Annotated in this window: 20 protein-coding genes, 1 tRNA gene and 1 pseudogene; 19 read left to right on the plus strand and 3 right to left on the minus strand. The window is 58.2% G+C overall.

What is annotated here, in order from left to right:
- The first annotated feature begins 20 nt into the window (after positions 1–20).
- The 13 genes from rplT to AC54XV_RS11565 all read left to right on the plus strand — a co-directional run bounded on the left by rplT (position 21) and on the right by AC54XV_RS11565 (position 12,223).
- On the plus strand, positions 21–377 hold the full coding sequence (rplT, locus tag AC54XV_RS11505; RefSeq protein ID WP_002553161.1) for a 50S ribosomal protein L20: 357 nt from the start codon (positions 21–23) through the stop codon (positions 375–377).
- Positions 378–481: 104 nt separating this feature from the next.
- Entirely contained in the window at positions 482–1,498 is a 1,017-nt protein-coding gene (pheS, locus tag AC54XV_RS11510; protein WP_003367019.1) for a phenylalanine--tRNA ligase subunit alpha, read from the plus strand.
- Between the two features lie 27 nt (positions 1,499–1,525).
- Entirely contained in the window at positions 1,526–3,904 is a 2,379-nt protein-coding gene (gene pheT, locus AC54XV_RS11515) for a phenylalanine--tRNA ligase subunit beta (RefSeq protein ID WP_053275551.1), read from the plus strand.
- Positions 3,905–3,907: 3 nt separating this feature from the next.
- Positions 3,908–4,210: an integration host factor subunit alpha gene (ihfA, locus tag AC54XV_RS11520; RefSeq protein ID WP_002553164.1), complete on the plus strand. Its 303-nt coding sequence runs from the start codon at positions 3,908–3,910 to the stop codon at positions 4,208–4,210.
- On the plus strand, positions 4,191–4,547 hold the full coding sequence (locus tag AC54XV_RS11525; protein ID WP_004408375.1) for a MerR family transcriptional regulator: 357 nt from the start codon (positions 4,191–4,193) through the stop codon (positions 4,545–4,547). The genes ihfA and AC54XV_RS11525 overlap by 20 nt, the downstream gene beginning before the upstream one ends.
- 88 nt (positions 4,548–4,635) lie before the next feature.
- A tRNA-Pro gene (locus tag AC54XV_RS11530) sits at positions 4,636–4,712 on the plus strand.
- Between the two features lie 390 nt (positions 4,713–5,102).
- A complete protein-coding gene (locus AC54XV_RS11535; protein ID WP_003407367.1) occupies positions 5,103–5,387 on the plus strand; it encodes a hypothetical protein in 285 nt (94 codons plus the stop codon).
- Between the two features lie 176 nt (positions 5,388–5,563).
- A complete protein-coding gene (locus tag AC54XV_RS11540) occupies positions 5,564–6,286 on the plus strand; it encodes a GntR family transcriptional regulator (RefSeq protein WP_003407364.1) in 723 nt (240 codons plus the stop codon).
- Positions 6,283–7,071 carry an SDR family oxidoreductase gene (locus AC54XV_RS11545; protein WP_003407362.1) on the plus strand — a complete coding sequence of 263 codons (789 nt, stop codon included), beginning with the start codon at positions 6,283–6,285 and terminating at the stop codon, positions 7,069–7,071. Before AC54XV_RS11540 ends, AC54XV_RS11545 begins: the two co-directional genes overlap by 4 nt.
- 89 nt (positions 7,072–7,160) lie before the next feature.
- Complete coding sequence (gene kce / locus AC54XV_RS11550) at positions 7,161–8,093, plus strand: 3,5-dioxohexanoate:acetyl-CoA acetone transferase (RefSeq protein WP_003407360.1); 933 nt, start codon at positions 7,161–7,163, stop codon at positions 8,091–8,093.
- A 48-nt stretch (positions 8,094–8,141) separates the two neighbouring features.
- The gene (locus tag AC54XV_RS11555) at positions 8,142–9,020 is read left to right on the plus strand and encodes an SMP-30/gluconolactonase/LRE family protein (protein WP_024638481.1); all 879 of its coding nucleotides are present in this window, start codon (positions 8,142–8,144) and stop codon (positions 9,018–9,020) included.
- Positions 9,021–9,103: 83 nt separating this feature from the next.
- Entirely contained in the window at positions 9,104–10,426 is a 1,323-nt protein-coding gene (locus AC54XV_RS11560; protein ID WP_058399460.1) for an MFS transporter, read from the plus strand.
- A 264-nt stretch (positions 10,427–10,690) separates the two neighbouring features.
- Complete coding sequence (locus AC54XV_RS11565) at positions 10,691–12,223, plus strand: alpha-amylase (protein WP_003407356.1); 1,533 nt, start codon at positions 10,691–10,693, stop codon at positions 12,221–12,223.
- A gap of 75 nt (positions 12,224–12,298) precedes the next feature.
- On the opposite strand, the pseudogene AC54XV_RS11570 reads toward AC54XV_RS11565, so the two are convergent.
- A pseudogene (locus tag AC54XV_RS11570) lies at positions 12,299–12,415 on the minus strand (transposase); the annotation flags it as partial.
- A 630-nt stretch (positions 12,416–13,045) separates the two neighbouring features.
- On the opposite strand from AC54XV_RS11570, the gene AC54XV_RS11575 reads away from it, so the two are divergent.
- Positions 13,046–14,668, plus strand: a complete 1,623-nt coding sequence (locus AC54XV_RS11575) for a methyl-accepting chemotaxis protein (RefSeq protein ID WP_058399491.1) — start codon at positions 13,046–13,048, stop codon at positions 14,666–14,668.
- 198 nt (positions 14,669–14,866) lie between these two features.
- Here the strand turns inward: AC54XV_RS11575 and AC54XV_RS11580 are convergent, their stop codons facing one another.
- Positions 14,867–15,202: an ArsR/SmtB family transcription factor gene (locus AC54XV_RS11580; protein WP_024641379.1), complete on the minus strand. Its 336-nt coding sequence runs from the start codon at positions 15,200–15,202 to the stop codon at positions 14,867–14,869.
- A gap of 59 nt (positions 15,203–15,261) precedes the next feature.
- Between AC54XV_RS11580 and AC54XV_RS11585 the strand changes: the two genes are divergently transcribed.
- Positions 15,262–16,353 carry an NADH:flavin oxidoreductase/NADH oxidase gene (locus tag AC54XV_RS11585; protein ID WP_024641380.1) on the plus strand — a complete coding sequence of 364 codons (1,092 nt, stop codon included), beginning with the start codon at positions 15,262–15,264 and terminating at the stop codon, positions 16,351–16,353.
- A gap of 38 nt (positions 16,354–16,391) precedes the next feature.
- On the opposite strand, the gene AC54XV_RS11590 is transcribed toward AC54XV_RS11585, so the two are convergent.
- On the minus strand, positions 16,392–17,864 hold the full coding sequence (locus tag AC54XV_RS11590) for an efflux transporter outer membrane subunit (RefSeq protein WP_496718702.1): 1,473 nt from the start codon (positions 17,862–17,864) through the stop codon (positions 16,392–16,394).
- Between the two features lie 87 nt (positions 17,865–17,951).
- Between AC54XV_RS11590 and AC54XV_RS11595 the strand changes: the two genes are divergently transcribed.
- The 4 genes from AC54XV_RS11595 (at position 17,952) to fabF (ending at position 24,155) form a co-directional block, all read left to right on the plus strand.
- Complete coding sequence (locus AC54XV_RS11595; RefSeq protein ID WP_024641382.1) at positions 17,952–18,566, plus strand: TetR/AcrR family transcriptional regulator; 615 nt, start codon at positions 17,952–17,954, stop codon at positions 18,564–18,566.
- Between the two features lie 77 nt (positions 18,567–18,643).
- Entirely contained in the window at positions 18,644–19,747 is a 1,104-nt protein-coding gene (locus AC54XV_RS11600; RefSeq protein WP_011267493.1) for an efflux RND transporter periplasmic adaptor subunit, read from the plus strand.
- A complete protein-coding gene (locus AC54XV_RS11605) occupies positions 19,744–22,863 on the plus strand; it encodes an efflux RND transporter permease subunit (protein WP_058399462.1) in 3,120 nt (1,039 codons plus the stop codon). The genes AC54XV_RS11600 and AC54XV_RS11605 overlap by 4 nt, the downstream gene beginning before the upstream one ends.
- A 2-nt stretch (positions 22,864–22,865) precedes the next feature.
- Complete coding sequence (gene fabF, locus AC54XV_RS11610; protein ID WP_496718705.1) at positions 22,866–24,155, plus strand: beta-ketoacyl-ACP synthase II; 1,290 nt, start codon at positions 22,866–22,868, stop codon at positions 24,153–24,155.
- The last annotated feature ends 3 nt before the right edge of the window (positions 24,156–24,158 follow it).

Here is a 24,158-nt window from a genome sequence, read left to right on the forward strand (position 1 = left end):
AGATATAGAGGAAGTAACTCATGGCTCGTGTAAAGCGTGGCGTCATTGCCCGTAAGCGTCACAAAAAAATTCTGAAACTTGCAAAAGGCTACTACGGCGCGCGTTCACGCGTATTCCGTGTTGCCAAGCAAGCGGTAATCAAGGCAGGCCAATACGCCTACCGTGACCGTCGTCAGAAAAAACGTCAGTTCCGCGCTCTGTGGATCGCTCGTATCAACGCTGGTGCTCGTGTTAACGGTCTGTCCTACAGCCGTTTCATTGCCGGCCTGAAAAAAGCGTCCATCGAGATCGACCGTAAGGTTCTGGCTGATCTGGCAGTGAACGAAAAAGCGGCGTTTGCTGCGATTGTCGAGAAAGCTAAAGCCACCTTGGCCTAAGTCCCCGACAATCACTTGCCCCGGTTCTCCGGGGTCGGTGTTAAACGTCATAAATAGGGGAAGAGCCTTCAGCTCTTCCCCTATTTTGTATCTGGAGTCTGTACATGGAAAACCTGGACGCGCTGGTCTCTCAAGCTCTTGAGGCTGTGCAAAGCGCCGAAGATATCAATGCCCTGGAGCAAATCCGGGTTCACTACCTCGGCAAGAAAGGCGAGTTGACTCAGGTGATGAAGACCCTGGGGAACCTGCCAGCTGAAGAGCGTCCGCAAGTCGGTGCGCTGATCAACGTTGCCAAGGAACGTGTCACAGAGGTTCTCAATGCACGCAAGGCATCGTTTGAGCAGGCAGAACTGACTGCCAGGCTCGCAGCCGAATGCATCGATGTGACCCTGCCGGGCCGCGGTCAGACCTCAGGTGGTCTGCACCCGATTACCCGTACTCTGGAACGTATCGAACAATTCTTCACGCACATCGGCTACGGCATCGCCGAAGGCCCTGAAGTGGAAGACGATTACCACAACTTCGAGGCGCTCAACATCCCAGGCCACCACCCGGCCCGGTCGATGCACGACACCTTCTATTTCAACGCGAACATGCTGCTGCGCACCCACACCTCGCCGGTACAGGTACGCACCATGGAATCGCAGCAGCCGCCGATCCGCATCGTCTGCCCAGGCCGTGTGTACCGTAGCGACTCGGATATCACCCACTCGCCGATGTTCCACCAGATCGAAGGTCTGCTGGTCGATCGCGACATCAATTTTGCCGATCTGAAAGGCACCATCGAAGAATTCCTGCGTGTGTTCTTCGAGAAAGAGCTGGCCGTGCGCTTCCGTCCTTCGTATTTCCCGTTCACCGAGCCCTCGGCGGAAGTGGATATGGAATGCGTGATGTGCAGTGGCAAGGGCTGCCGCGTCTGCAAACAGACCGGCTGGCTTGAAGTCATGGGGTGCGGCATGGTCCACCCGAACGTGCTGCGCATGTCCGGCATCGATCCTGAAGAGTTTCAGGGCTTTGCGTTCGGCATGGGCGTAGAGCGTCTGGCCATGCTGCGTTACGGCGTCAATGATTTGCGCCTGTTCTTCGACAACGATTTGCGGTTCCTCGCGCAATTTCGCTAAGTCGTACGAACCCATCAGGAGAGCAGGATGAAATTCAGTGAACAATGGCTGCGCGGCTGGGTAAGCCCGCAGGTTTCCCGCGACGAGCTGGTTGCTCGTCTGTCGATGGCCGGTCTTGAGGTTGACAGCGTGACGCTGGCCGCCGGCGTTTTCAGCGGCGTGGTAGTGGGGGAGGTGCTGAGCACCGAGCAACACCCCGATGCCGACAAGTTGCGTGTGTGTCAGGTCAGCAATGGCAGCGAAACCTTTCAGGTCGTCTGTGGCGCGCCAAACGTGCGTCCGGGCCTGAAAATTCCATTCGCCATGATCGGCGCCGAGCTTCCGGGCGACTTCAAGATCAAGAAAGCCAAGCTGCGCGGCGTCGAGTCCAACGGCATGTTGTGTTCGGCTGCCGAGTTGCAGGCCGGCGAGGGCAATGATGGCTTGATGGAGCTGGCAGCCGATGCGCCAGTCGGTCAGGACATTCGTGTCTATCTGAGCCTGGACGATGCCAGCATCGAGGTCGACCTGACCCCGAACCGTGGCGACTGCCTGTCGGTGGCCGGTCTGGCGCGTGAAGTCGGTGCGCTTTACGCCGCTGAGGTCACCCGTCCGCAGGTCGCTGCTGTCAGCGCTGTACACGATGAAGTGCGCCCGGTCGAAGTGCTGGCGCCGGCTGCATGCCCGCGCTACCTGGGCCGTGTGATCCGCAACGTCGACCTGTCGCGTCCGACCCCGCTGTGGATGGTCGAGCGTCTGCGTCGTTCCGACGTGCGCAGCATCGATGCCGCTGTCGACATCACCAACTACGTGATGCTGGAACTGGGTCAGCCTCTGCATGCGTTCGATCTGGCCGAAATCAACGGCGGGATTCGTGTGCGTATGGCCGAGGAGGGCGAGAAGCTCGTTCTGCTCGACGGCCAGGAAGTCAGCCTGCGTGCCGACACGCTGGTCATTGCCGATCACCAGCGCGCGCTGGCAATCGCCGGTGTCATGGGTGGCGAGCACAGCGGTGTGACTGCCGGTACTCGCGATATTTTCCTGGAAAGCGCGTTCTTCGACACCATTTCGGTGGCCGGCAAGGCGCGTTCCTATGGCTTGCATACCGACGCTTCGCACCGCTACGAGCGTGGTGTGGACTGGCAACTTGCCCGTGAAGCCATGGAGCGGGCCACTGGCCTGCTGCTGGATATCACCGGTGGCGAAGCCGGCCCCGTGATCGAAGTGGTCAGCGAGCAGCATTTGCCGTCGATCGCCCCGGTTACGCTGCGCGCCAGCCGCGTCGAGCAGATGCTCGGTCTGGTGATCGAAAACGCTGAAATCGAACGCCTGCTGAAAGGTCTCGGTCTGGCTGTGACTGCCGAAGCCGATGGGCAATGGCGTGTCGAAGTGCCAAGTCATCGTTTCGACATCAGCCTTGAAGTCGACCTGATCGAAGAGCTGGCACGTCTTTACGGCTACAACCGTCTGCCGGTCCGCTACCCGCAGGCCCGTCTGGCTCCTCAGGCCAAGGCCGAAGCCAGGGGCGATCTGCCTGAGCTGCGCCGCCTGCTGGTTGCCCGCGGTTATCAGGAAGCGATCACCTACAGCTTCATCGACCCGAAATGGTTCGAGCTGTTCACGCCGGGCGTCAAGCCGTTGTTGCTGGCCAACCCGATCTCCAATGACATGGCGGCCATGCGCGCCTCGTTGTGGCCGGGTCTGGTCAAGGCGCTGCAGCACAACCTCAACCGCCAGCAGGATCGCGTACGCATGTTCGAAAGCGGCCTGCGCTTCGTCGGTCAGCTCGACGGCTTGAAGCAGGAGCCCATGCTGGCGGGCGTTGTCTGCGGCAGCCGCCTGCCGGAAGGCTGGGCGCAAGGTCGTGATGCAGTCGATTTCTTCGACGTCAAGGCTGACGTTGAAGCGGTTCTGGGCTTTGCCGGTGCACTGGGCGAGTTCACCTTCACGCCCGGTCAGCATCCTGCCTTGCACCCAGGCCAGACGGCGCGCATCGAGCGTGATGGCCGTGAGGTCGGTTTCCTGGGCGCCATTCACCCGGAACTGTCGAAAACCCTGGGTCTGGATCGTCCGGTGTTTGTTTTCGAGCTGGTTCTGGCGGAAGTGTCGACCGGCCGTCTGCCGAAATTCCACGAGCTGTCGCGCTTCCCTGAAGTGCGCCGCGACCTGGCACTGCTGGCTGATCGGGATGTTTCGGCCAGTGCGGTTCTGGACGTTATTCGTGAAAATGCAGGCGAGTGGCTCACAGACCTCAGGTTATTTGATGTTTACCAGGGTAAAGGCATTGATCCGCATAGAAAAAGCCTTGCAGTCGGCTTGACCTGGCAGCATCCATCACGCACTCTTAATGACGATGAGGTAAACGCAACGACACTTGCTATCCTCACCTCGCTTGAGGAGAGGTTAAACGCCACGTTAAGGAAGTAGCGTATGGGGGCTCTGACGAAAGCTGAGATGGCCGAACGTCTGTACGAAGAGCTGGGCCTGAATAAACGGGAAGCCAAGGAACTGGTCGAACTGTTTTTTGAAGAAATCAGGCACGCTCTGGAAGATAACGAGCAGGTGAAGTTGTCAGGTTTCGGCAACTTCGACCTTCGAGACAAGCGCCAGCGGCCTGGGAGAAATCCCAAGACCGGTGAAGAGATTCCGATTACGGCGCGCCGTGTGGTCACCTTTCGTCCAGGGCAGAAGCTGAAGGCCCGAGTTGAGGCATATGCTGGAACCAAGTCATAACGACGAGCTGCCGCCGATCCCCGGCAAACGCTACTTCACCATTGGTGAGGTCAGCGAGCTCTGCGCGGTAAAACCGCACGTTCTGCGTTATTGGGAGCAGGAGTTTCCTCAACTCAACCCCGTCAAGCGACGCGGAAACCGTCGGTATTATCAGCGCCAGGACGTGCTGATGATCCGCCAGATCCGCGGCCTGCTATACGATCAGGGCTTCACCATCGGTGGCGCCCGACTTCGTCTTACCGCCGGTGAACCAAAGGATGACACCCAGCAGTACAAGCAGATGATTCGCGAGATGATTGCGGAGCTGGAAGACGTACTCGTCATGCTCAAGGCGTAATTGAGCAGTCAGGATACTTCCAAAATTCAAATGCTTAGGGTATATTCCTCAACGTTTTCGCACGTTGCAAAACAGATACACGCCTAGTCGGGGCGTAGCGCAGTCCGGTAGCGCACTAGCATGGGGTGCTAGGGGTCGAGTGTTCGAATCACTCCGTCCCGACCATATTTTTCAATGAGTTAGCCCGATCTGAGAAGATTGGGCTTTTTCATGTGCGTGAGTTTTGAGTGACTCGCTGTCTCTCGATGGTTTTCAACTTTTCCAAAATGTCACAAACGGCCCGTGTGATCATTTTCTGACACCCTCTTTGCTGCCTACATCAGATATCCAGGTCCGAGCACTAGTCCCGTCCTAAACCATCTCATGGATCAATAGGTGATGCCGTCAGGCCCCAGTCAATCCTGTTTCCTTGCTGATCTGACGCTCCCACTTTTCACGCATTGGCGTGAGGTGGCCCCGCCGCTGAGGCTGAGTTAGAGAGGGCTATTGGAGCTTTGCGATTCGGTTCAGCTACTATCGCGTATCGCGCGAATCAATTTACGTATGGATGCACTGATGCTCAACGATTCCGATACCGTGGGAAGTGCTTTCAAGCGTGCCTTTTACCGGGTTGACGGTATAACGATGTATGCGTGTTGGATGGTGTGGGCGGGGATACTGATCTGGGACCTGCTTGGTTCGGAAAGCTCAGGTATCCACACGGTTGTCCTGATTCTGATAGGCCTTTTAAATCCTTTCCTGTTTCTGCTGCTTGGCCTTTGGCGTTTACCCGGTTTGCTGACGGCGTTGATTATCATCGGTATCAATATCAGGTTTTTATTCGCTTGGCTTTGGGCCTGACGATCTATGTAAGACGCAGTATTGACGTCTGAAACCTTCTCCCGCGCCAACGCTTTACCCGTAGGCCCGCGACACGAGCTCCCGCTGAGCACCCACGGTCTCCAAAAAACAATTTGACATATGTTATTTGTGATCACATATTCGCTTCATAAGAAAGCCAATATGAGTCACTCCCCATGACAGACCGTCCCATCCTCCTGCCGCCCATGCGCCAGGTCTCTCGCGATACCCTCCAGGACCAGGTCTACCGGCAGATCCGTGAAGCACTGATGAGCGGGCGCTTTCAGCCGGGTCAGAAGCTGACGATTCGTGGTCTTGCCGAGGCGCTAGGCTCCAGTCCGATGCCGGTGCGCGAGGCGTTGAATCGTCTTAGCGCCGAGAACGCCTTCGAAGTCACCGAAACCGCCCGGCTGCGTGTGCCCATGATGACCCCGGAGCGGCTGCGCGAGATTCGCGACGCGCGGGTGGCGCTGGAAGGTCTGTTGGCCGAGAAAGCGGTGGTTCTGATCAACGACGCCGATCTTGCCGACATCAGCCAGCTCTGCGGGCAGATGCAGAAGGCTGCCGACAGCGTTGATGTCGCGCTCTATCTGTGGACCAACTTTGCCTTTCACCGGCGCATTTACGCGGTGGCCAAGGCTGAGCTGATCGTTGCGGCAGTAGAGAATTTCTGGCTGCACATCGGCCCGTGTTTCGCGCTGGTTGCGCCTGACCGGGCGCACCTTCAGCGTTCGATGGAAGCACACAACCGTATCGTCGAGGCTCTGGCGGCGCGTGATGGGGCGGCGGCTCGTGCAGCTGTCACCGACGACATCATGCAGGCTGCCGACTCTCTGACGCGCCTGATCGCAAAGAGCGACCGCTCCAGGTCGCGTGTCTCGGGAGGGAAAAAAGCATGAGTGTTCTCAATCGGCTGGTTCCCTATGCAGGGCTGCGTGTCCTGATTTCCGGCGGTGCAGCCGGGATCGGTGAGGTGTTGGCGGCGGCTTACCTGGAAGCGGGGGCAAAGGTACACGTGTGCGATGTCAGCGAGGCGGCCATTGCGGCATTCCTCGATCGCCATTCAGGCAGCGTCGCCACCCACGCAGACGTCGCTGATCCGGCGCAGATCGAAGCGGTATTCAGGGTGCAGCGGGCACGCTTCGATGGTCTTGATGTGCTGATCAACAACGCCGGGATCGCCGGTCCGACGGCAGGGATCGATGCCATTAGCGAAGAAGAGTGGCAGCGCACCATCGACATCAATCTCACCGGGCAGTACCGCTTCGCTCATCACGCTGTGCCGTTGCTCAAGGCCTCACCCAACGCTCACCTGATTCATATCGCCTCGGTCGCCGGTCGCCTGGGCTATGCCTGGCGCACCCCGTATGCCGCGACCAAGTGGGCGATTGTCGGGCTGATGAAGTCGCTGGCGTCCGAGTTGGGTGAAAGTGATATCCGCGTCAATGCCTTGCTGCCCGGTATCGTCGAAGGCCCGCGCATGGACGGAGTGATCCGGGCCCGTGCGCAACAAATGAACGTGCCGGAGGAGGAGATGCGCGAGGAGTACCTGAAAAAGATCTCGCTCAAGCGCATGGTCACCGCCGAAGACGTCGCCGCGATGGCGCTCTTTTTATGCTCGCCGGCCGCCCGCAACGTCACGGGGCAGGCCATCAGTGTGGATGGCAACGTCGAGTACCTCTGAGGATTCGCCCGATAGCAACGATGACCGGACCTCGTCCGAGTCATGTTCCACATCAGACTTCTCGCCAACAACAAGAATGGAGAATGCTCATGCCCAAAAAACGTCCGGTCATCATTACCTGCGCCGTAACGGGTGCAATTCACACGCCGTCGATGTCGCCTCATTTGCCGATCACGCCGCAGGAAATCGCCGATGCAGCCATCGGTGCCGCCGAGGCCGGGGCCTCGATCGTTCATTTGCACGCCCGCGACCCGCAGGACGGAAGGCCCAGTCAGGATGTCGACCTGTTTCGGCAGTTCCTGCCGCAGATCAAGGCCAAGAGCGACGTGGTGATCAATATCACCACGGGCGGCGCGCCGACCATGGGCGTGGAAGAGCGCTTGCAACCGGTGGCGCAGCTCAAGCCGGAACTGGCCTCGTTGAACATGGGGTCAATGAACTTCGGTCTGTATGAAATGCTGGATCGCTACAGCGAATTCAAGCACGACTGGGAGCGGCCCTATCTGGCCGAGAGCGACGACCGGATTTTCCGCAACACCTTCCGCGACATCGCGCACATTCTCAATACCTGTGCCGAGAACCGTACACGCTTTGAAATTGAATGCTATGACATCGGCCATCTGTATACCGCAGCACACTTCCTGCAGCGTGGGTTGCTCAAGGCGCCGATTTTCATCCAGTCTGTATTCGGTTTGCGCGGCGGGATCGGCGGGCACCCTGAAGACCTGGCGCACATGCGCCGTACGGCTGACCGCCTGTTTGGCGATGCCTATCAATGGTCGATCCTGGGTGCCGGTCGCAATCAGATTCCGCTGGGCACCATGGGCCTGTCGATGGGCAGCCATGTACGGGTCGGTCTGGAGGATTCGCTGTGGGACGGGCCGGGCAAACTGGCGGCGTCCAATGCCGATCAGGTCAAGCGTATCCGCACGGTGATCGAAGCGCTGGGCGGGCAGGTGGCAACGCCGGACGAAGCCCGTGAAATGCTCGATCTGAAGGGGCAGGACAAGGTTGATTTCTAGTCGCCGCAAAAATGTGTCATCTCAATAACAACAAGACAGAGGTGAAAAATGCGTATCGAAATCGTTGTCGACGTGAAGACTACGCTGGGCGAAGGCCCGGTCTGGGATGTCGAGCAACAGCGCCTGTACTGGATCGATAGCTTCGACGGCCGTGTCCTGCGCTGCACGGACGACGGGCGCGAACTGCGCGCTTGGGAGGTCGGCCAGAAAATCGGTTCCATGGCCTTGCGCAAGCACGGTGACGCGGCGCTTGTGGCGCTGCAGACGGGCATCTATAACCTCGACCTGCCGAGCGGCGATCTGGAGCTGATCGTCGACCCTGAGCCCGGTTTGCCGAACAATCGGCTCAATGATGGCAAGGTCGATCGGCAGGGCCGGTTCATTGTGGGGTCGATGGACACGCAGGAAGATCAGGCCAGCGCGAAGCTGTATCGCCTCGATCCTGACCTGAGCCTGCACACACTGGATGAAGGCATTATCGTGTCCAACGGTCCTTGCTGGAGTCCGGGCGGGGACACCTTTTATTTCGCCGACACCTGGTCCGGGGAGATCTGGACCTACGATTACGACAACGCCAGCGGCGCAGTCGCCAACAGACGCACCTTTGCCAAGGTCGATACCTCAACGGGAGGCGCGGCGGATGGCTGCACCGTGGACGCCGAAGGCTGTCTGTGGCAAGCGCTGGTGTATGCCGGAAAACTGGTGCGTTACACCCCCGACGGCCAGGTGGATCGCATCATTGACATGCCCGTAAAGAAAGTGACCAGTCTGACCTTCGGCGGCCCGAATCTGGACACACTGTTCGTCACCTCCATGGCCAAGCCGCCGTTGCCGCGCTTTCCTGACGATGGCCAGCAGCGCGGTGCCTTGTTCGCCATCACCGGGCTGGGTGTGAAAGGCATCGCCGAGCGGCGCTTTGCCAGTTAACCCTTCTACAGACCGACCCTGAACGTTAAGGACGACTGAACCCTTTCTCGCTGGGGCGTGTGCGGCACGCCTGGAGATTTCCCATGCCAAATAACAAAAATGCATCGCTGGGCAAGATTCATCGTTTTTCGTGGGTGTCGTTGCTGGTCTGCTGGATGATCTGGATTTTGAATGCCTATGACCGCGAGATCGTCTTGCGTCTGGGGCCGACGATTTCCAAGCATTTCGACCTGTCTGCAGACCAGTGGGGCACGGTGGCCACGGTTGTCATGCTGGCGCTGGCCGTTCTCGATATTCCTGGCTCCATCTGGAGTGATCGCTACGGCGGAGGGTGGAAGAGGGCGCGCTTTCAGGTGCCGTTGGTACTGGGTTATACCGCGCTGTCCTTTCTGTCGGGTTTCAAGGCATTGAGTGGCAGTCTTGCCAGTTTCATCGCCTTGCGCGTTGGGGTGAATCTGGGCGCTGGCTGGGGTGAGCCGGTCGGCGTCAGCAACACGGCCGAGTGGTGGCCAGTAGAACGTCGTGGTTTTGCCTTGGGCGCGCACCATACCGGTTACCCCATCGGCGCGATGCTCAGCGGCATTGTCGCCAGTTTCGTAATCAGCACTTACGGAGAGGAAAACTGGCGTTATGTGTTCTTCTTCGCCTTCGTGGTAGCACTGCCATTGATGATCTTCTGGGCGCGCTACTCGACGGCCGAGCGCATCACCCAGCTGTACGTGGACATTGCTGCCAAAGGCATGACCCCGCCGGACAGCACGCCGTCGACCAATGTAAAAGGCCAGGTCTGGAAGTCGGTGAAGGCGACGCTGAGCAACCGCAATATCGCCCTGACTGCCGGTAACACCCTGCTCACGCAAGTGGTGTACATGGGCGTCAACATTGTCCTGCCGGCCTACCTGTACAACATCCTCAACCTGTCGCTGGCCGAGTCTGCGGGAATGAGCGTGGTGTTCACACTGACCGGCATCCTCGGGCAACTGATCTGGCCGTCGCTGTCGGACATCATCGGCCGGCGCATCACCCTGATCATCTGTGGCATATGGATGGCGGTCAGTGTCGGGGCCTTTTACTTCGCCAACACCATCCTGATCGTCATCGCCGTACAGTTGCTTTTCGGCCTGGTCGCCAATGCCGTCTGGCCCATCTACTACGCGGTCGCCTCCGACTCGGCGCAACCTTCGGCGACCTCCACAGCCAACGGGATCATCACCACGGTGATGTTCATCGGCGGCGGCGTTGCCCCGGTACTGATGGGGACGCTGATTTCCATGGGCGGCGGCTGGACCAGCCTCAGCGGTTATACCGTGTGCTTTTTCGTCATGGCCGGTTGCGCGTTGGGCGGGGCGTTCCTGCAGCTGTTTTCTCACCGTCCCGAAGGATTGGCGGTGCAGGGGAGCGTGTGATGCCGGCATTCTGAAGAAAGTTGCCAGAGTGAGCAGAGTGTCCGATCTCCACCGTCAAGACGCTTGATGACGCGGGGGCCCCTGCGTTGCCGTGAGCGGCGACATCACTCTGGCACTAATTGGTCTGCTCTCATCTCGTTGCTCCAGCGTATTTCAAGCATTGAAAGCCCAGGCATGCATTCTGTAATGTGTTCAGTAGCAGAATCGTCGATTTGAATGAACTAACTACAGAAAGCCTAAACCCTGGAACAGTAAGGACACGTCATGGACTCGAACAATCTTCTGTACGGATTCTTCTTCGCCGGCACGGTGACCGGCTTGAGCATGCTGGCTTCACTCAGTCATGCCGATACGGCTTTTAACCCGGCTACTGCGTCTGTCCAGATGTTTCACTGGCGGTGGAATGATGTGGCCAAAGAATGTTCAAGCGCAATAGGGCCAATAGGTTATGGGGCGGTACAAATATCTCCGCCTCAGGCATCCAAGGTGGCGGGACACTGGTGGGATATTTATCAGCCGGTTAACTTTAACTCATTAGACAGCCGCATGGGGACGGAGTCAGAGTTAAAGGAAATGATCAGTGCCTGTCACGCTGCCGGGGTCAGGGTCTATGCAGATATCGTTATTAACCAGGTAGCGGGGGATTCGAGCGCAACCTTTAAAAGCACCGATGGTTCTGCATGGGATGCCCAGTCATTGGCCTACCCGCAGTTTAGCCAAAATGACTTCCATAGCCTCTGTTATATAGAGTCTGCTGATTATCAGAGTAATGCAGCGAAGGTAAGAGACTGCAGGCTCAACAACCTTCCTGACTTGAATCAGTCCAGCAGCTATGTACAGGGCGTGGCGGCGAATTACATGAAGAAGTTACTCTCGCTCGGGATCGATGGGTTTCGACTGGATGCTGCGAAACATCAAAATTCCGACGACATAAACAAGATTCTGGCGGCGGTAAAAACAGCCTATCCCACGACCGTTTCCGGAGAAAAAATCTGGGTCACGCAGGAGATAATCCCCGACGGCAGCTCCAGTCGCTCAGACTACTATAAGAACGGAACGGTGAATGAGTTCAATTACACCACAGCCCTTCTTAAAGCCTTTCGGCAAAAAGACGGATTTAACCTGGCCTCCATTCCGGCGATGATAGGGATATTCGGAAACTGGGGCGGGTCTTTTCGCCTGATGCCGCCAGAACGATCTACGGTGTTCGTTAATAACTGGGACACCGAGCGAAATCAAGACGCATCCTTGAATGCCAGCAATCAGTCGTATAACGACAGGTATAATTCCAAGCGCTATGACCTCGCGAATGTGTTCATGTTGGCATTGCCCTATGGTGAGGCTCAGGTTCACTCGGGATTCAATTTCAGTGACCCTGAAGCGGATGCCCCCGCAGCAAGCCCATTAGACGCAAGCGGCAATCCCAATAACAGCTCAGGGTGGGACTTCATACACCGTGCGAGTGCAATTGCGAGCATGGTCAAGTTTCGCAGTGCCACTGACGGGCAGGACGTGAATAACTGGGTTACGGGCTCTGGCAATCAGATCGCATTCAGTAGAGGCAATGTCGGGTTTGTTGCCCTGAACAACAGTGCCTCTGCATGGCTAAAGACGTTCAATACAGGGCTTCCAGAAGGGATTTATTGTGATGTCATCACAAAAAAACTCTCTACCCCCAACGAAATGTGCACTAATAAAATCGCCGTTGACGGGAAAGGGAATGCAAGCCTGACGGTGCCGGGTGATAGTGGAAGTGTTGTGCCGGCAATTGCCATTTATTCAGGTTCTAAACTCTAGCGAGACCGGGGTAGGCGTCATGGACGACGCTTATCCTGCTACTTGACTGCGCCTTCCTGACATCCCGGGCTAATGGCGCATCAGCGTGATCTCGCAAAGCGTCTCCTCCATTGCCGGGTCGCTCATCGAAAACCGGTTCTGCAGCAGATGGATGCGCAGCATGGTTTCCAACGGTTTCGGTCCACGCCTGCCGCCAGCTACCTGTTGTGGTGGGAGATGAGTCACTTCAGTACAGGGTAGGGTGGGCAGTGAGCGCAGATTTGATCGGTGAACCCTTAGGCTCTGTACGAAAAGTGGCTGCGCTCGGTGAGGCTGCGTTGAAAACGGGCTAGAGCGCGAGTCCGATCGGAATACTCATTGACAACACGCAGAGTCGAACGCGGCCCCGGCCGTTCCTCGCCTGTTTTTTGCCTTGCCTGACCTTCGCTCGCCGACTTTTCGTACTGACCCCAGGACACTAGTGTTTTCATTACTAATGAATGGCGCTAGTTGCGCTATTTCAGGTGTCGCAAACGGATAAGTTATGAATATGACAGACAATAATTTGACAGTCTATTCGTCAGACTTTTGGAGTTTTCGCTCTCCGAGACGTTTGAATGCCAACTGTAATTAAAAATTTTTATCCTTTAAGATCATATACTTAGACAGTTTTAGGGCTTTTACTCAGTGTCGAGGCAGTTGGGGCCACTAAAGTTACTGCGCAGGCGGGCGACATGAGTGGTATCTCAATGACATCATTCGTATGAAGTGGGTTAAACCATTTTTGCAAGTGATAGCGCCCACCATGCAAGCCACGGAACGGCTATGTTCAGGATCGACATCATGTTCAGCAAGCTCAGCATCTCGCAAAAGCTGTACTTCAGCTTTGCCGCGATCATCCTATTTATCGCCGTTCTGGTCGCGAGTGCTTACAGAGGCTTTGAGCAGGTCGAAGAGGCAACTAACAGCAATGTCCATACGTATCAGGTACTGAGCGAAGCACAACTAGCCCTTGAACAGCTGATCAATATCGAAACCGGGATGCGCGGCTTTGTCATTGCCTCAAAGGATGCGTTTCTGGAGCCATTGGTGGCGGGGGAGAAGCGCTTCATCGAAGAACTCGATTCGCTCAAGCGTCTGACAGCCGACAATGCGGAGCAACAGCGCCGCCTGGCCGCACTGGGTGACACCCAGAAGCGTTGGCTTGATGAAGATGTCAATCCGATCATCGCCCTGCGCCGCGAACTGACTGCACGCAATATGCCTGATGATGAACTGGATGCACGCATCACCTCGGGGGCCGACAAGGCCAAGATGGACAGCATGCGCGCTTTACTTGCCGAGATCAGCGGTGCCGAGCAGAAGTTGCTGGTTCAGCGTAGCCAGGACATGACGGACGCCAAGCATTTGGCGATCCTGATCCTGATGTGCGGCGGCCTGGCCGCGGCTGTTCTCGCGATGATCCTTGCCGCTGTATTGGGGCGCAGTACCACGGCGCGTTTGCAACTGGCCATTGATGCCGCAACGGCAATTGCCAATGGCAAGCTGGACACCGTGATCGATACCAGCAGCCACGACGAACTGCCGAAAGCCTTTGATCGTATGCAGAATCGCCTGCGCGAGATGATTCAACAGATCAGCCAGGCTGCCAATCAGCTGGTCGTTGCCGTACAACAGATTTCCGGTGCGTCCGAGCAACTGTCCGGTGCTATCCAGGAACAGTCGACGTCCGCCTCGGCGATGGCGGCCACGATCGAAGAGCTGACCGTCAGCATCCATCACGTTTCCGAAAACGCCGACGAGGCGCATGAACTCGCCAGTCGTTCAGGGCAACAGTCGAAGGACGGTGCGCAGGTCATCGAAAATACCCTGTCCAGCATGAATGGCATCGCCCGGACCGTGCAGCTTTCCTCTACTCAGGTCGCAGGCCTGGGTCAGCACTCCGAGCACATTTCATCGATCGTCAGCGTGATTCAGGGCATTGCCGACCAGACCAACCTGCTGGCCCTCAACGCTGCCATCGAAGCTGCTCGTGCCGGTGAACAAGGCCGTGGCTTCGCAGTGGTTGCCGACGAAGTGCGCCTGCTGGCGCAGAACACCGGCAAGTCCACCAAGGAAATCGCCGGGATGATCGAGAAAATTCAGGCGGGTGTACGGGAAACCGTCGAGAGCATGCGTAGCGGCGTTCAGGAAGTGAACGAAGGCGTCGAAATGGCGGGCACCGCCGGTCAAGCGATCATCGAGATTCGCGACAGTTCGGGCAAGGTTCTGCAAGTGGTCGACCAGATATCCTTCGCGCTGCGTGAGCAAACCGCAGCGAGCCAGGATGTCGCACGTAGCGTCGAGCGCTCCGCGCAAATGGCTGAACAGAACAACATATCGGTTCAGGAATTGCTCAAGACCAGCGGCGGCCTGAAGAACCTCGCTACCAGTCTGCAGACGGAAGTGGGCAAGTTTCGGCTTTAAGGTCTGAAGACGCATCTCGTCAGCAGGATCACCCTGCTGAAACCCCCGGTATTAGTCGAAGCGCTGATACCGGTTTTTTTGCATATTCAAAAAACGCGCCTAACCTTTGATGCGCTGGATGACGATCCCGAGCAGCGCATCGAAATTCATGCAATGAAATGGCAGCGCGGATTCTCTCAGGGCTGACGATTTTTTACGTCAATGCTGAGCCAGAATACTGTCCAGCAGACCCGGGAAACGGCTCTCAAGCACCTGTTTGCGAAGCGAGTTCATGTGCGTGGTGCCAACATTGCGCGTCTGTACAAGCCCGGCGTCGCGCAGCACGCGGAAGTGATGGGACATGCTGGATTTGGGGCGTCCGCCGTCCAGTTCGCCGCAGGTGGCCTCTGCAACGCCGGCCAGGCAGCGCACGATTCCCATGCGAACGGGATCACTCAAGGCATAGAGTAAGCGTTCGAGTGTGAGGTCTTCAGGATCGGGGTGTTGGAAGGTTCGCATGGTGGGGATGATATCAAGGCTTCCGTTTATTGCCATAGTTCGATTACCATCGAACAACTGAAATCAAAAGTCATCTGGCCTACGGGAGCTTTCCAATGTCTGCATTGTTCGAACCCTTCAAACTGAAAGACGTCACGCTGCGCAACCGAATCGCCATTCCTCCGATGTGCCAGTACTCGGCAACCGAAGGTGTTATCAACGACTGGCACCACGTGCATCTGGCCAGCATGGCACGCGGTGGTGCGGGTCTGTTGGTGGTCGAAGCTACCGCCGTTGCGCCGGAAGGGCGTATTACCCCCGGTTGCACCGGTATCTGGAATGACGAACAGGCGCAGGCATTCGTGCCTGTCGTCAAAGCCATCAAGGCCGCAGGGTGCGTACCGGGTATTCAGATTGCTCACGCCGGTCGCAAGGCCAGCGCCAATCGTCCATGGGAAGGCGATGACCATATCGCGGCGTCCGATTCGCGCGGCTGGGACACCATCGCGCCGTCCGCCATCGCGTTCGGTGCCAACCTGCCGAAAGTCCCGCGCGCCATGACCCTGGACGATATCGCGCGTGTTCGCCAGAACTTCGTCGATGCTGCGCGTCGCGCACGCGATGCCGGCTTTGAATGGATCGAGCTGCATTTTGCCCACGGTTATCTGGGGCAGAGCTTCTTCTCCGAGCACTCCAACCAGCGCACCGATGAGTACGGCGGCAGCTTCGATAACCGTAGCCGTTTCCTGCTGGAAACCCTGGCTGCAGTGCGTGAAGTCTGGCCTGAGAACCTGCCGCTGACCGCACGTTTTGGCGTGATCGAATACGACGGTCGCGACGAGCAGACTCTGGCAGAGTCGATCGAACTGGCGCGCCGCTTCAAGGCTGGCGGGCTGGATCTGTTGAGCGTCAGCGTCGGTTTCAGCACCCCGGACGCCAACATTCCGTGGGGGCCTGCGTTCATGGGGCCGATCGCCGAGCGTGTGCGTCGTGAGGCGGACATTCCCGTGACCAGCGCCTGGGGTTTTGGCGAGCCCAAGCTCGCTGAAGAAGCGGTCAAGTCAGGCCAGCTCGATCTGGTCTCGATTGGTCGTGCACATCTGGCCGACCCTCATTGGGCCTACTTCGCAGCGAAAGAACTGGGCGTTGAAAAATCGGCCTGGACCTTGCCTGCACCTTACGCTCACTGGCTTGAACGTTATCGCTGAGTAAGCCTGATCTGAAAGGATGCACTCTTTGGTGGCGCCTACAGTGTATGCATCTTCTCGTCAGATGAAGTGGTGGGAGGCATTTGCCAACCACCACCCAGCGCTTTGAATACGGCGACCGCCGCCTGCGCGGATTCGACCTGGGCCTGCGCCTTGGCGTCAGCGACCTGCAGCATTTTCTCGTCGGCGCGCAGCACCTCGATCAAGCTGGCGGCACCTTTGCTATAGCTTGCGAATGACGATTGCCGGGCTGAAGCAAGTGCAGTTTCGCCTTTACCCAGCATTGCAGCTTGAGTTTCGCGACTGGCCAACGAAGAAAAAGCATTTTCAACGTCCTCAGTGGCGCGCAAAACTGACTGTCGATAAGCCGCCAGAGCCTCTGCCTCTTGTCCTTTGGCTTGACTGATCCGGGCGTCCACCCGGCCGAAATCAAAAAGCCTCCAGCGAAGCCCCAAAATACCTGCTGACTGACTGGCACCACCGGTAAACAGATTGCCGCTCGACACGGCTGTGGCGCTGCCCAGCAATGCGCTGAGTGAGAGTTTGGGGTAATACTCGCTGATCGCCACGCCGATACGCGCGTTCGACGCGGCGAGGCGCCGCTCGGCCACGATCAGATCAGGTCTGCGACGGAGGAGATCGGCTGGCGTCCCTATCGACGTCAGCTCGGGTGCGTGTGGGATTCGACCTGTTTCAGCCAGAGAGCCCCGATGAGTTCCAGGTGGTACGCCCAGCACCACGTCAAGCGCGTTCATGGCAGCGTCGAGACCTGTTTGCAGAATCGGCACTGTTGCCTGCACCTGTAAAAGCTCAGCTTCGATCTGACGGACTTCATATTCAGGCGACAGACCACGCTCATGAAGGAGCTGGACTTTTTCCAGCAGGTCTTGCCGAGTTTTAACCTGTCGGTTTGTGATCGCCAGCCTGGCTTGCAGACCACGGATGGTTATGTAGGTATCGGCGGTCCGGGCTGCCACAGCGAGCCTCGCAGCCGCAACACCTGCCTGCGAAGCCTGGTATTCAGCCAGTGCAGTCTGTCGGCTGCGTCTCAAACCGCCAAAAACATCCAGCTCCCAGCTTGCGGTCAGATTGGCTTCATAGGAATTGCCATAACGATCGTAGCCAGGTGCCGAGTTCAGCACCTGGCCGAGCAGAGTCTCTACCGATTGATGAGCCCGCGCCGTCTGTGCATCAATGTTGCCCGACGGGAGCAGGGCGGCGGTTGCCGCATCTGCTCCGGCGCGTGCCTGAGCCAGTTGCGCGCTGGCTTGAGCGAGATCGAGATTCTGCGCCAGTGCGCGTGACACGAAGCTGCTCAGTAACGGATCATCAAAACCGTCCCACCACGCGGCACTGACCGGCGGATGCGCGGTAATATTCGCAGCGCCACGTGGCTGAGTCAGATAGCGGTCAGCCAGGGGCGCATCCGGGCGCTGGTAATCCGGACCCACGGCGCAGCCCGACAGCAGGCCGGTGCTCATGACCAGTACATAAGTACAAAGCGGGCGCATGGAAATTCCTTGAGGTGATCAGGTCGTGACTATATTACGATTTGGTCACTTGTTGTCAACGAGTGTTCACATAGCTAAGCTGGAAACATGACTAATCAAATCAAGACATCGCCAATGCGCGGTCCCTCCGACCACAGCGTTCGCGACCAGGTTGTCGAAGCGGCAACACAGCATTTCGGCCACTACGGCTATGAGAAAACCACGGTCTCCGATCTGGCCAAGGCCATTGGTTTTTCCAAGGCCTACATCTACAAGTTCTTTGACTCCAAGCAAGCTATCGGCGAAGTGATCTGCTCGAACCGGCTGGCGATGATCATGGCGCTGGTGAACTCGGCCATCAGCGACGCGCCAACAGCCTCCGAGAGGCTGCGGCGCCTGTTCCGCTCGCTTGTGGAGGCGGGTAGCGATCTGTTTTTTCACGACCGGAAGCTGTATGACATAGCCGCTGTCGCAGGCCGTGATCAGTGGCCTTCTGCTGCCGCGCACGACGAACGTATTCGCCAGCTCATCCAGCAAATCGTTCTTGAGGGCAGGGAGTCCGGAGAGTTCGAGCGCAAGACACCTCTGGATGAGGCCGTTCAGGCCATTCATCTGGTCATGCGTCCGTACATCAACCCGGTGCAATTGCAATACAACCTCGACATCGTGTCGACGGCCCCGGTCCATCTGTCGGCGTTGATACTGCGAAGTCTGGCACCCTGAATTTGTGACCATTGACTAATTTGGTCACTTTACGGAGAATCGTTTCCCTGCTCACTTGATTTCAAGTAAGGGATCCCATGCTCCTGTCCAGACCCAACACTACCGTCTTGTTGTTATTGCCTCTCTTCCTGGCTGCGTGCAGCGAGTCATCCGGCGTGCGCGATCCACGTACCCAGCCGCCTCTGGTAAGGGCGGCCACTGTTGCAAGTGCTGACCAAGCTTCCCGTTCGTTCACCGGGGTTGTGGTCGCTCGGGTTCAGAGCGAACTGGGGTTTCGGGTTTCCGGGAAGGTGCTCGAGCGCCTGGTTGATACCGGCCAGACCGTCAAGCGCGGTGAGCCGCTGATGCGCCTGGATCCCGTTGACCTTGGTCTTCAGGCTCAGGCCCAACAGCAGGCGGTTGCCGCTGCTGTGGCGCGCGCCAGGCAGACCGCCGATGACGAAGCGCGCAACCGTGACCTGGTCGTCGCTGGTGCGATATCCGCTTCCGCTTACGACAGGATCAAATCCCTGGCCGACACCGCCAAGGCAGAACTGAATGCTGCACAAGCGCAGGCCAGCGTGGCACGTAACGCAAGCGGGTACGCCGTCTTACTGGCGGACGCCGACGGCGTGGTGGTCGACACTTTGGTCGAGCCTGGGCAGGTCGTCAGCGCAGGCCAGCCCGTGGTCAGGCTGGCAAAGGCCGGGCCACGCGAAGCCATTGTCCATCTGCCTGAAACCTTGCGGCCGGCGATGGGTGATCGGGCTGAGGCCAGACTGTATGGCGACAGTGCGCGCGTCATACCGGCAAGGTTGCGGCTGCTCTCTGACGCCGCAGACCCGCTGACGCGTACGTTTGAAGCCAGGTATGTGCTTGAAGGCTCAAACGTCAGTGCGCCTCTGGGGTCAACGGTGTCCCTCGATATCGCCGCTGGCAAGCCTGCCCGGCAGTCGCTGGCGATACCCATTGCCGCTCTGCATGACCCCGGTCGAGGCCCAGGTGTCTGGGTCATTGCAGGTACGCCTGCACAAGTCACCTGGCGCGCCGTACAGCTGCTGGGTGTGAGTGACGATTCGGCAAACGTGAGTGGTGGTCTCGAGGCCGGTGAGCAGGTCGTGGCATTGGGCACGCATTTACTTCACGACGGTGAGCAAGTGCGCGTGCAGCAGGGTGGTATCACCGCTGAGGCGCAACCATGAATCCGGGACGCTTCAACCTTTCTGCACTGGCCGTTCGCGAACGCGCCATCACGCTGTTTCTGATTATTTTGATCGGCGTGGCCGGTACGCTTTCATTTTTCAAACTGGGGCGTGCGGAAGATCCGCCTTTCACCGTCAAGCAAATGACCGTTATTTCTGCGTGGCCTGGCGCAACCGCTCAGGAGATGCAGGATCAGGTCGCCGAGCCGCTTGAAAAACGTATGCAGGAATTGAAGTGGTACGACCGTAGCGAGACCTACACCCGGCCAGGTCTGGCATTCACTATGGTTTCATTCCAAGACAAGACGCCACCTTCTCAGGTGCAGGAAGAGTTTTATCAGGCGCGCAAGAAACTCAGTGATGCCGCGAAGTCATTGCCCGCAGGGGTCATTGGTCCGATGGTCAATGATGAATTCTCGGATGTGACCTTTGCGCTGTTTGCGTTGAAAGCCAAAGGTGAGCCGCAGCGACTGCTGGTACGCGATGCCGAGTCACTGCGCCAGCGTCTGCTGCATGTGCCGGGCGTGAAGAAGATCAATATCATCGGCGAGCAAGCCGAACGAATTTTCGTGTCGTTCTCCCATGAGCGGCTGGCAACGTTGGGTATCGCTCCTCAGGACATTTTTTCGGCGCTCAACGACCAGAACGTCCTGACGCCTGCCGGTTCGATTGAAACCAGCGGACCGCAGGTGTTTCTGCGTCTTGACGGTGCCTTCGACACGCTTGAGAACATCCGCAACACGCCGATTGTGGCGCGGGGTAAAACGCTGAAGCTTCAGGATGTGGCGACAGTGGAGCGCGGCTATGAAGACCCCGCGACCTTTCTGGTCCGCAATCAGGGTGAGCCGGCCCTGTTGCTGGGCATCGTGATGCGCGACGGTTGGAACGGTCTGGACCTGGGCAAGGCGCTGGACGCAGAAACGGTCAGAATCAACCAAGGCATGCCATTGGGAGTGACGCTTTCCAAGGTCACTGACCAGTCGGTGAACATCGGTTCGGTCGTTGACGAGTTCATGATCAAATTCTTCGTCGCCTTGCTTGTGGTGATGCTGGTGTGCTTTCTCAGCATGGGCTGGCGAGTCGGTGTGGTGGTCGCTGCAGCCGTACCGCTGACGCTGGCCATGGTCTTCGTCGTGATGGAAGCGACGGGCAAGAACTTCGATCGTATTACCTTGGGATCACTGATCCTGGCGCTGGGCCTGTTGGTGGACGACGCAATCATTGCCATCGAAATGATGGTGGTGAAGATGGAGGAGGGCTACGACCGGATCAAGGCGTCAGCCTATGCCTGGAGCCACACAGCGGCGCCCATGCTTGCCGGTACCCTGGTGACCGCTGTCGGCTTCATGCCCAATGGCTTTGCGCAGTCGACTGCCGGCGAGTACACCAGCAACATGTTCTGGATTGTCGGCATCGCCCTGATTGCTTCCTGGATAGTTGCAGTGGTCTTCACACCTTATCTGGGGGTGAAGATGCTGCCGGAAATCAAGCCGGTTGAAGGCGGACACGCCGCCATCTACGACACGGCGCATTACAATCGTTTCAGACGGGCTCTGGCCCATATCATTGCCAGGAAGTGGTGGGTGGCGGGTGCGGTGATCGCTGCATTTGTGGTGGCGATTCTCGGAATGGGGGCAGTCAAGAAACAATTCTTCCCGACCTCCGATCGCCCGGAAGTACTGATCGAAGTGCAGATGCCCTATGGCACGTCCATCGAGCAGACCAGCGCCACCACCGCCAAGGTCGAGGCGTGGCTGCACAAGCAGGATGCCGCGAAGATCGTCACGTCCTACATCGGCCAGGGCTCGCCACGGTTTTATCTGGCAATGGCGCCGGAGCTGCCCGACCCGTCGTTTGCAAAGATCGTTGTACTGACTGAAAGCCAGGAAGCACGTGAGGCGCTCAAGCTGCGGATTCGTCAGGCGGTTGCTGACGGGCTTGCACCTGAAGCCCGGGTCCGGGTCACACAGCTCGTGTTCGGTCCTTACTCACCGTTTCCCGTGGCGTATCGCGTGAGCGGGCCAGCCCCTGACACATTGCGCGAGATCGCCACGCGGGTCGAAACCGTGATGGCGGCGAGTCCGATGATGCGTACCGTTAACAGCGATTGGGGAACACGGGTGCCCACGCTGCATTTCTCTCTGGATCAGGACCGTTTGCAGGCCGTCGGGCTGACCTCGAGCGCAGTTGCCCGGCAATTGCAGTTCCTGCTCTCAGGTATCCCTGTCACGTCTGTCCGCGAAGATATCCGTTCAGTGGACGTGATGGGCAGGGCGGCAGGTGACATCCGCCTGGACCCTGCGAAGATCGAGGGTTTTACGCTGGTGGGGGCTGCCGGTCAGCGTATTCCTTTGTCGCAGGCCGGAGTGGTCGAAGTGCGCATGGAAGACCCGATTCTGCGCCGTAGAGATCGTGTGCCGACCATCACCGTGCGCGGTGATATTGCGCAAGATCTGCAACCGCCGGATGTCTCCGCCGGGATCATGAAAGCACTGCAGCCGATCATCGACAGTCTTCCGCAGGGCTATCGGATCGAGCAGGCCGGATCGATAGAGGAGTCGGCAAAGGCCACTGTGGCATTGGCCCCGCTGTTTCCGATCATGATTGCCGTCACCTTGCTGATCATCATCCTTCAAGTGCGTTCGATGTCGGCGATGATGATGGTGTTTTTCACCGCGCCGCTCGGGTTGATCGGTGTTGTACCGACACTGCTTCTGTTCAATCAGCCGTTCGGTATCAACGCCCTGGTCGGGCTGATCGCGCTGTCCGGCATTCTGATGCGCAATACCTTGATCCTGATCGGGCAAATCGACCATAACGAAAAGCAAGGGCTCGACCCGTTTCATGCGGTGGTTGAAGCGACCGTACAGCGCGCACGCCCGGTGCTGCTCACGGCACTGGCGGCGATCCTGGCGTTCATTCCTCTGACCCATTCGGTGTTCTGGGGCACGCTTGCCTACACGCTGATCGGAGGCACTCTCGGCGGTACAGTCATGACGCTGGTCTTCCTGCCAGCGATGTATTCGATCTGGTTCAAAATCCGTCCGGACAGCGGATCGCTACCCCGAAATTCCAGCAGTCATGCCTCAACTGGCACAGAGATGAAGAGAATCTGATCATGAATCAATATGGCCAAAAGCGGATTGTCGTAACGGGTTGCGGCATAGTCAGTCCCTTGGGATGCGGAGTCGAAAAGGTCTGGCACAGATTGTTGGGTGGCCGCTCGGGCATTAGCTTGCTGCCGGGCAGCGTCAGTGATGGCACCGGTGTTTCAGTCGCAGGTCAGGTGCCGGCCCTTGGAGAAGACCCGGTTGCCGGGTACGCCCCGGACAGCGTGATCCCGATGAAAGAGCGCAAGAAAATGGACCGCTTCATCGAGTTCGCACTCGTTGCTGCTCATGAAGCGCTCGCGCAGGCGGGTTGGCATCCTGACTCTGAAGTGCAACAACAGCGCACGGCGACCGTCATTGCTTCGGGGGTTGGCGGTTTTGGTGCCATTGCCGACGCTGTGCGTGTCACGGATACCCGTGGACCTCGAAGGCTGTCGCCATTCACTGCTCCTTCCTTTCTGGCGAACATGGCGGCTGGACAGATTTCCATCCGTTATGGTTTCAAAGGGCCGCTGGGCGCCCCCGTGACTGCCTGTGCAGCCGGCGTGCAAGCCATTGGCGACGCAGCGCGGTTGATCAGAAGCGGTGAGGCCGACATTGCAATCTGCGGTGGTGCCGAGGCCGCCATCGATCGCGTCACCCTGGGATGCTTTGCTGCGGCCCGTGCGCTTTCCACGAGCTTTGCGGGTCGACCGCAAGAGGCTTCACGCCCGTTTGACCGGGACCGTGACGGTTTCGTCATGGCTGAAGGCGCGGGCTTGCTGGTCATTGAATCACTGGAGCATGCCCTGGCGCGGGGCGCGACGCCGCTTGCGGAGCTGACTGGCTATGGCACCAGTGCGGATGCCTATCACCTGACGGCCGGGCCGGAAGACGGTCGCGGTGCGCGCAGGGCCATGGAGCAGGCACTGCATCAAGGTGGCACTAGGGCCGATGAGGTGCAGCATATCAATGCTCACGCCACTTCCACACCTGTCGGTGACAAGGGGGAACTGGCTGCGATTCGCTCATTGTTCGGCACTCGATCAGGCGTTGCCATCAGCTCGACGAAATCGGCCACCGGACATTTGCTGGGCGCTGCCGGCGGAATCGAAGCAGTGTTCACAGTGCTGGCACTAAGAGATCAAATCGTGCCACCCACATTGAACCTCACGCACCCGGACGAGGCTGCTGAAGGGCTTGACCTGGTGGCCATGGTCGCCCGAGAGACCCCAATCGTTCATGCCCTTTCAAACGGCTTCGGATTTGGCGGGGTCAATGCCAGCGTTCTCTTTCGGCGCTGGGAAGGCAAGCCGTAAGTC

The organism is Pseudomonas fragariae (ex Marin et al. 2024) (assembly GCF_059621105.1).

Bases quoted from the DNA above. Each gene is read 5' to 3' on its own strand.
- AC54XV_RS11600 (WP_011267493.1), top strand. From the start codon at position 18,644: ATGCTCCTGTCCAGACCCAACACTACCGTCTTGTTGTTATTGCCTCTC.
- AC54XV_RS11560 (WP_058399460.1), top strand. From the start codon at position 9,104: ATGCCAAATAACAAAAATGCATCGCTGGGCAAGATTCATCGTTTTTCG.
- AC54XV_RS11605 (WP_058399462.1), top strand. From the start codon at position 19,744: ATGAATCCGGGACGCTTCAACCTTTCTGCACTGGCCGTTCGCGAACGC.
- AC54XV_RS11540 (WP_003407364.1), top strand. From the start codon at position 5,564: ATGACAGACCGTCCCATCCTCCTGCCGCCCATGCGCCAGGTCTCTCGC.
- ihfA (WP_002553164.1), top strand. From the start codon at position 3,908: ATGGGGGCTCTGACGAAAGCTGAGATGGCCGAACGTCTGTACGAAGAG.
- AC54XV_RS11580 (WP_024641379.1), bottom strand. From the start codon at position 15,202: ATGGCAATAAACGGAAGCCTTGATATCATCCCCACCATGCGAACCTTC.
- AC54XV_RS11585 (WP_024641380.1), top strand. From the start codon at position 15,262: ATGTCTGCATTGTTCGAACCCTTCAAACTGAAAGACGTCACGCTGCGC.
- AC54XV_RS11535 (WP_003407367.1), top strand. From the start codon at position 5,103: ATGCTCAACGATTCCGATACCGTGGGAAGTGCTTTCAAGCGTGCCTTT.
- AC54XV_RS11575 (WP_058399491.1), top strand. From the start codon at position 13,046: ATGTTCAGCAAGCTCAGCATCTCGCAAAAGCTGTACTTCAGCTTTGCC.
- rplT (WP_002553161.1), top strand. From the start codon at position 21: ATGGCTCGTGTAAAGCGTGGCGTCATTGCCCGTAAGCGTCACAAAAAA.
- AC54XV_RS11590 (WP_496718702.1), bottom strand. From the start codon at position 17,864: ATGCGCCCGCTTTGTACTTATGTACTGGTCATGAGCACCGGCCTGCTG.
- AC54XV_RS11555 (WP_024638481.1), top strand. From the start codon at position 8,142: ATGCGTATCGAAATCGTTGTCGACGTGAAGACTACGCTGGGCGAAGGC.
- AC54XV_RS11545 (WP_003407362.1), top strand. From the start codon at position 6,283: ATGAGTGTTCTCAATCGGCTGGTTCCCTATGCAGGGCTGCGTGTCCTG.
- pheT (WP_053275551.1), top strand. From the start codon at position 1,526: ATGAAATTCAGTGAACAATGGCTGCGCGGCTGGGTAAGCCCGCAGGTT.
- AC54XV_RS11595 (WP_024641382.1), top strand. From the start codon at position 17,952: ATGACTAATCAAATCAAGACATCGCCAATGCGCGGTCCCTCCGACCAC.
- AC54XV_RS11565 (WP_003407356.1), top strand. From the start codon at position 10,691: ATGGACTCGAACAATCTTCTGTACGGATTCTTCTTCGCCGGCACGGTG.
- AC54XV_RS11525 (WP_004408375.1), top strand. From the start codon at position 4,191: ATGCTGGAACCAAGTCATAACGACGAGCTGCCGCCGATCCCCGGCAAA.
- kce (WP_003407360.1), top strand. From the start codon at position 7,161: ATGCCCAAAAAACGTCCGGTCATCATTACCTGCGCCGTAACGGGTGCA.
- fabF (WP_496718705.1), top strand. From the start codon at position 22,866: ATGAATCAATATGGCCAAAAGCGGATTGTCGTAACGGGTTGCGGCATA.
- pheS (WP_003367019.1), top strand. From the start codon at position 482: ATGGAAAACCTGGACGCGCTGGTCTCTCAAGCTCTTGAGGCTGTGCAA.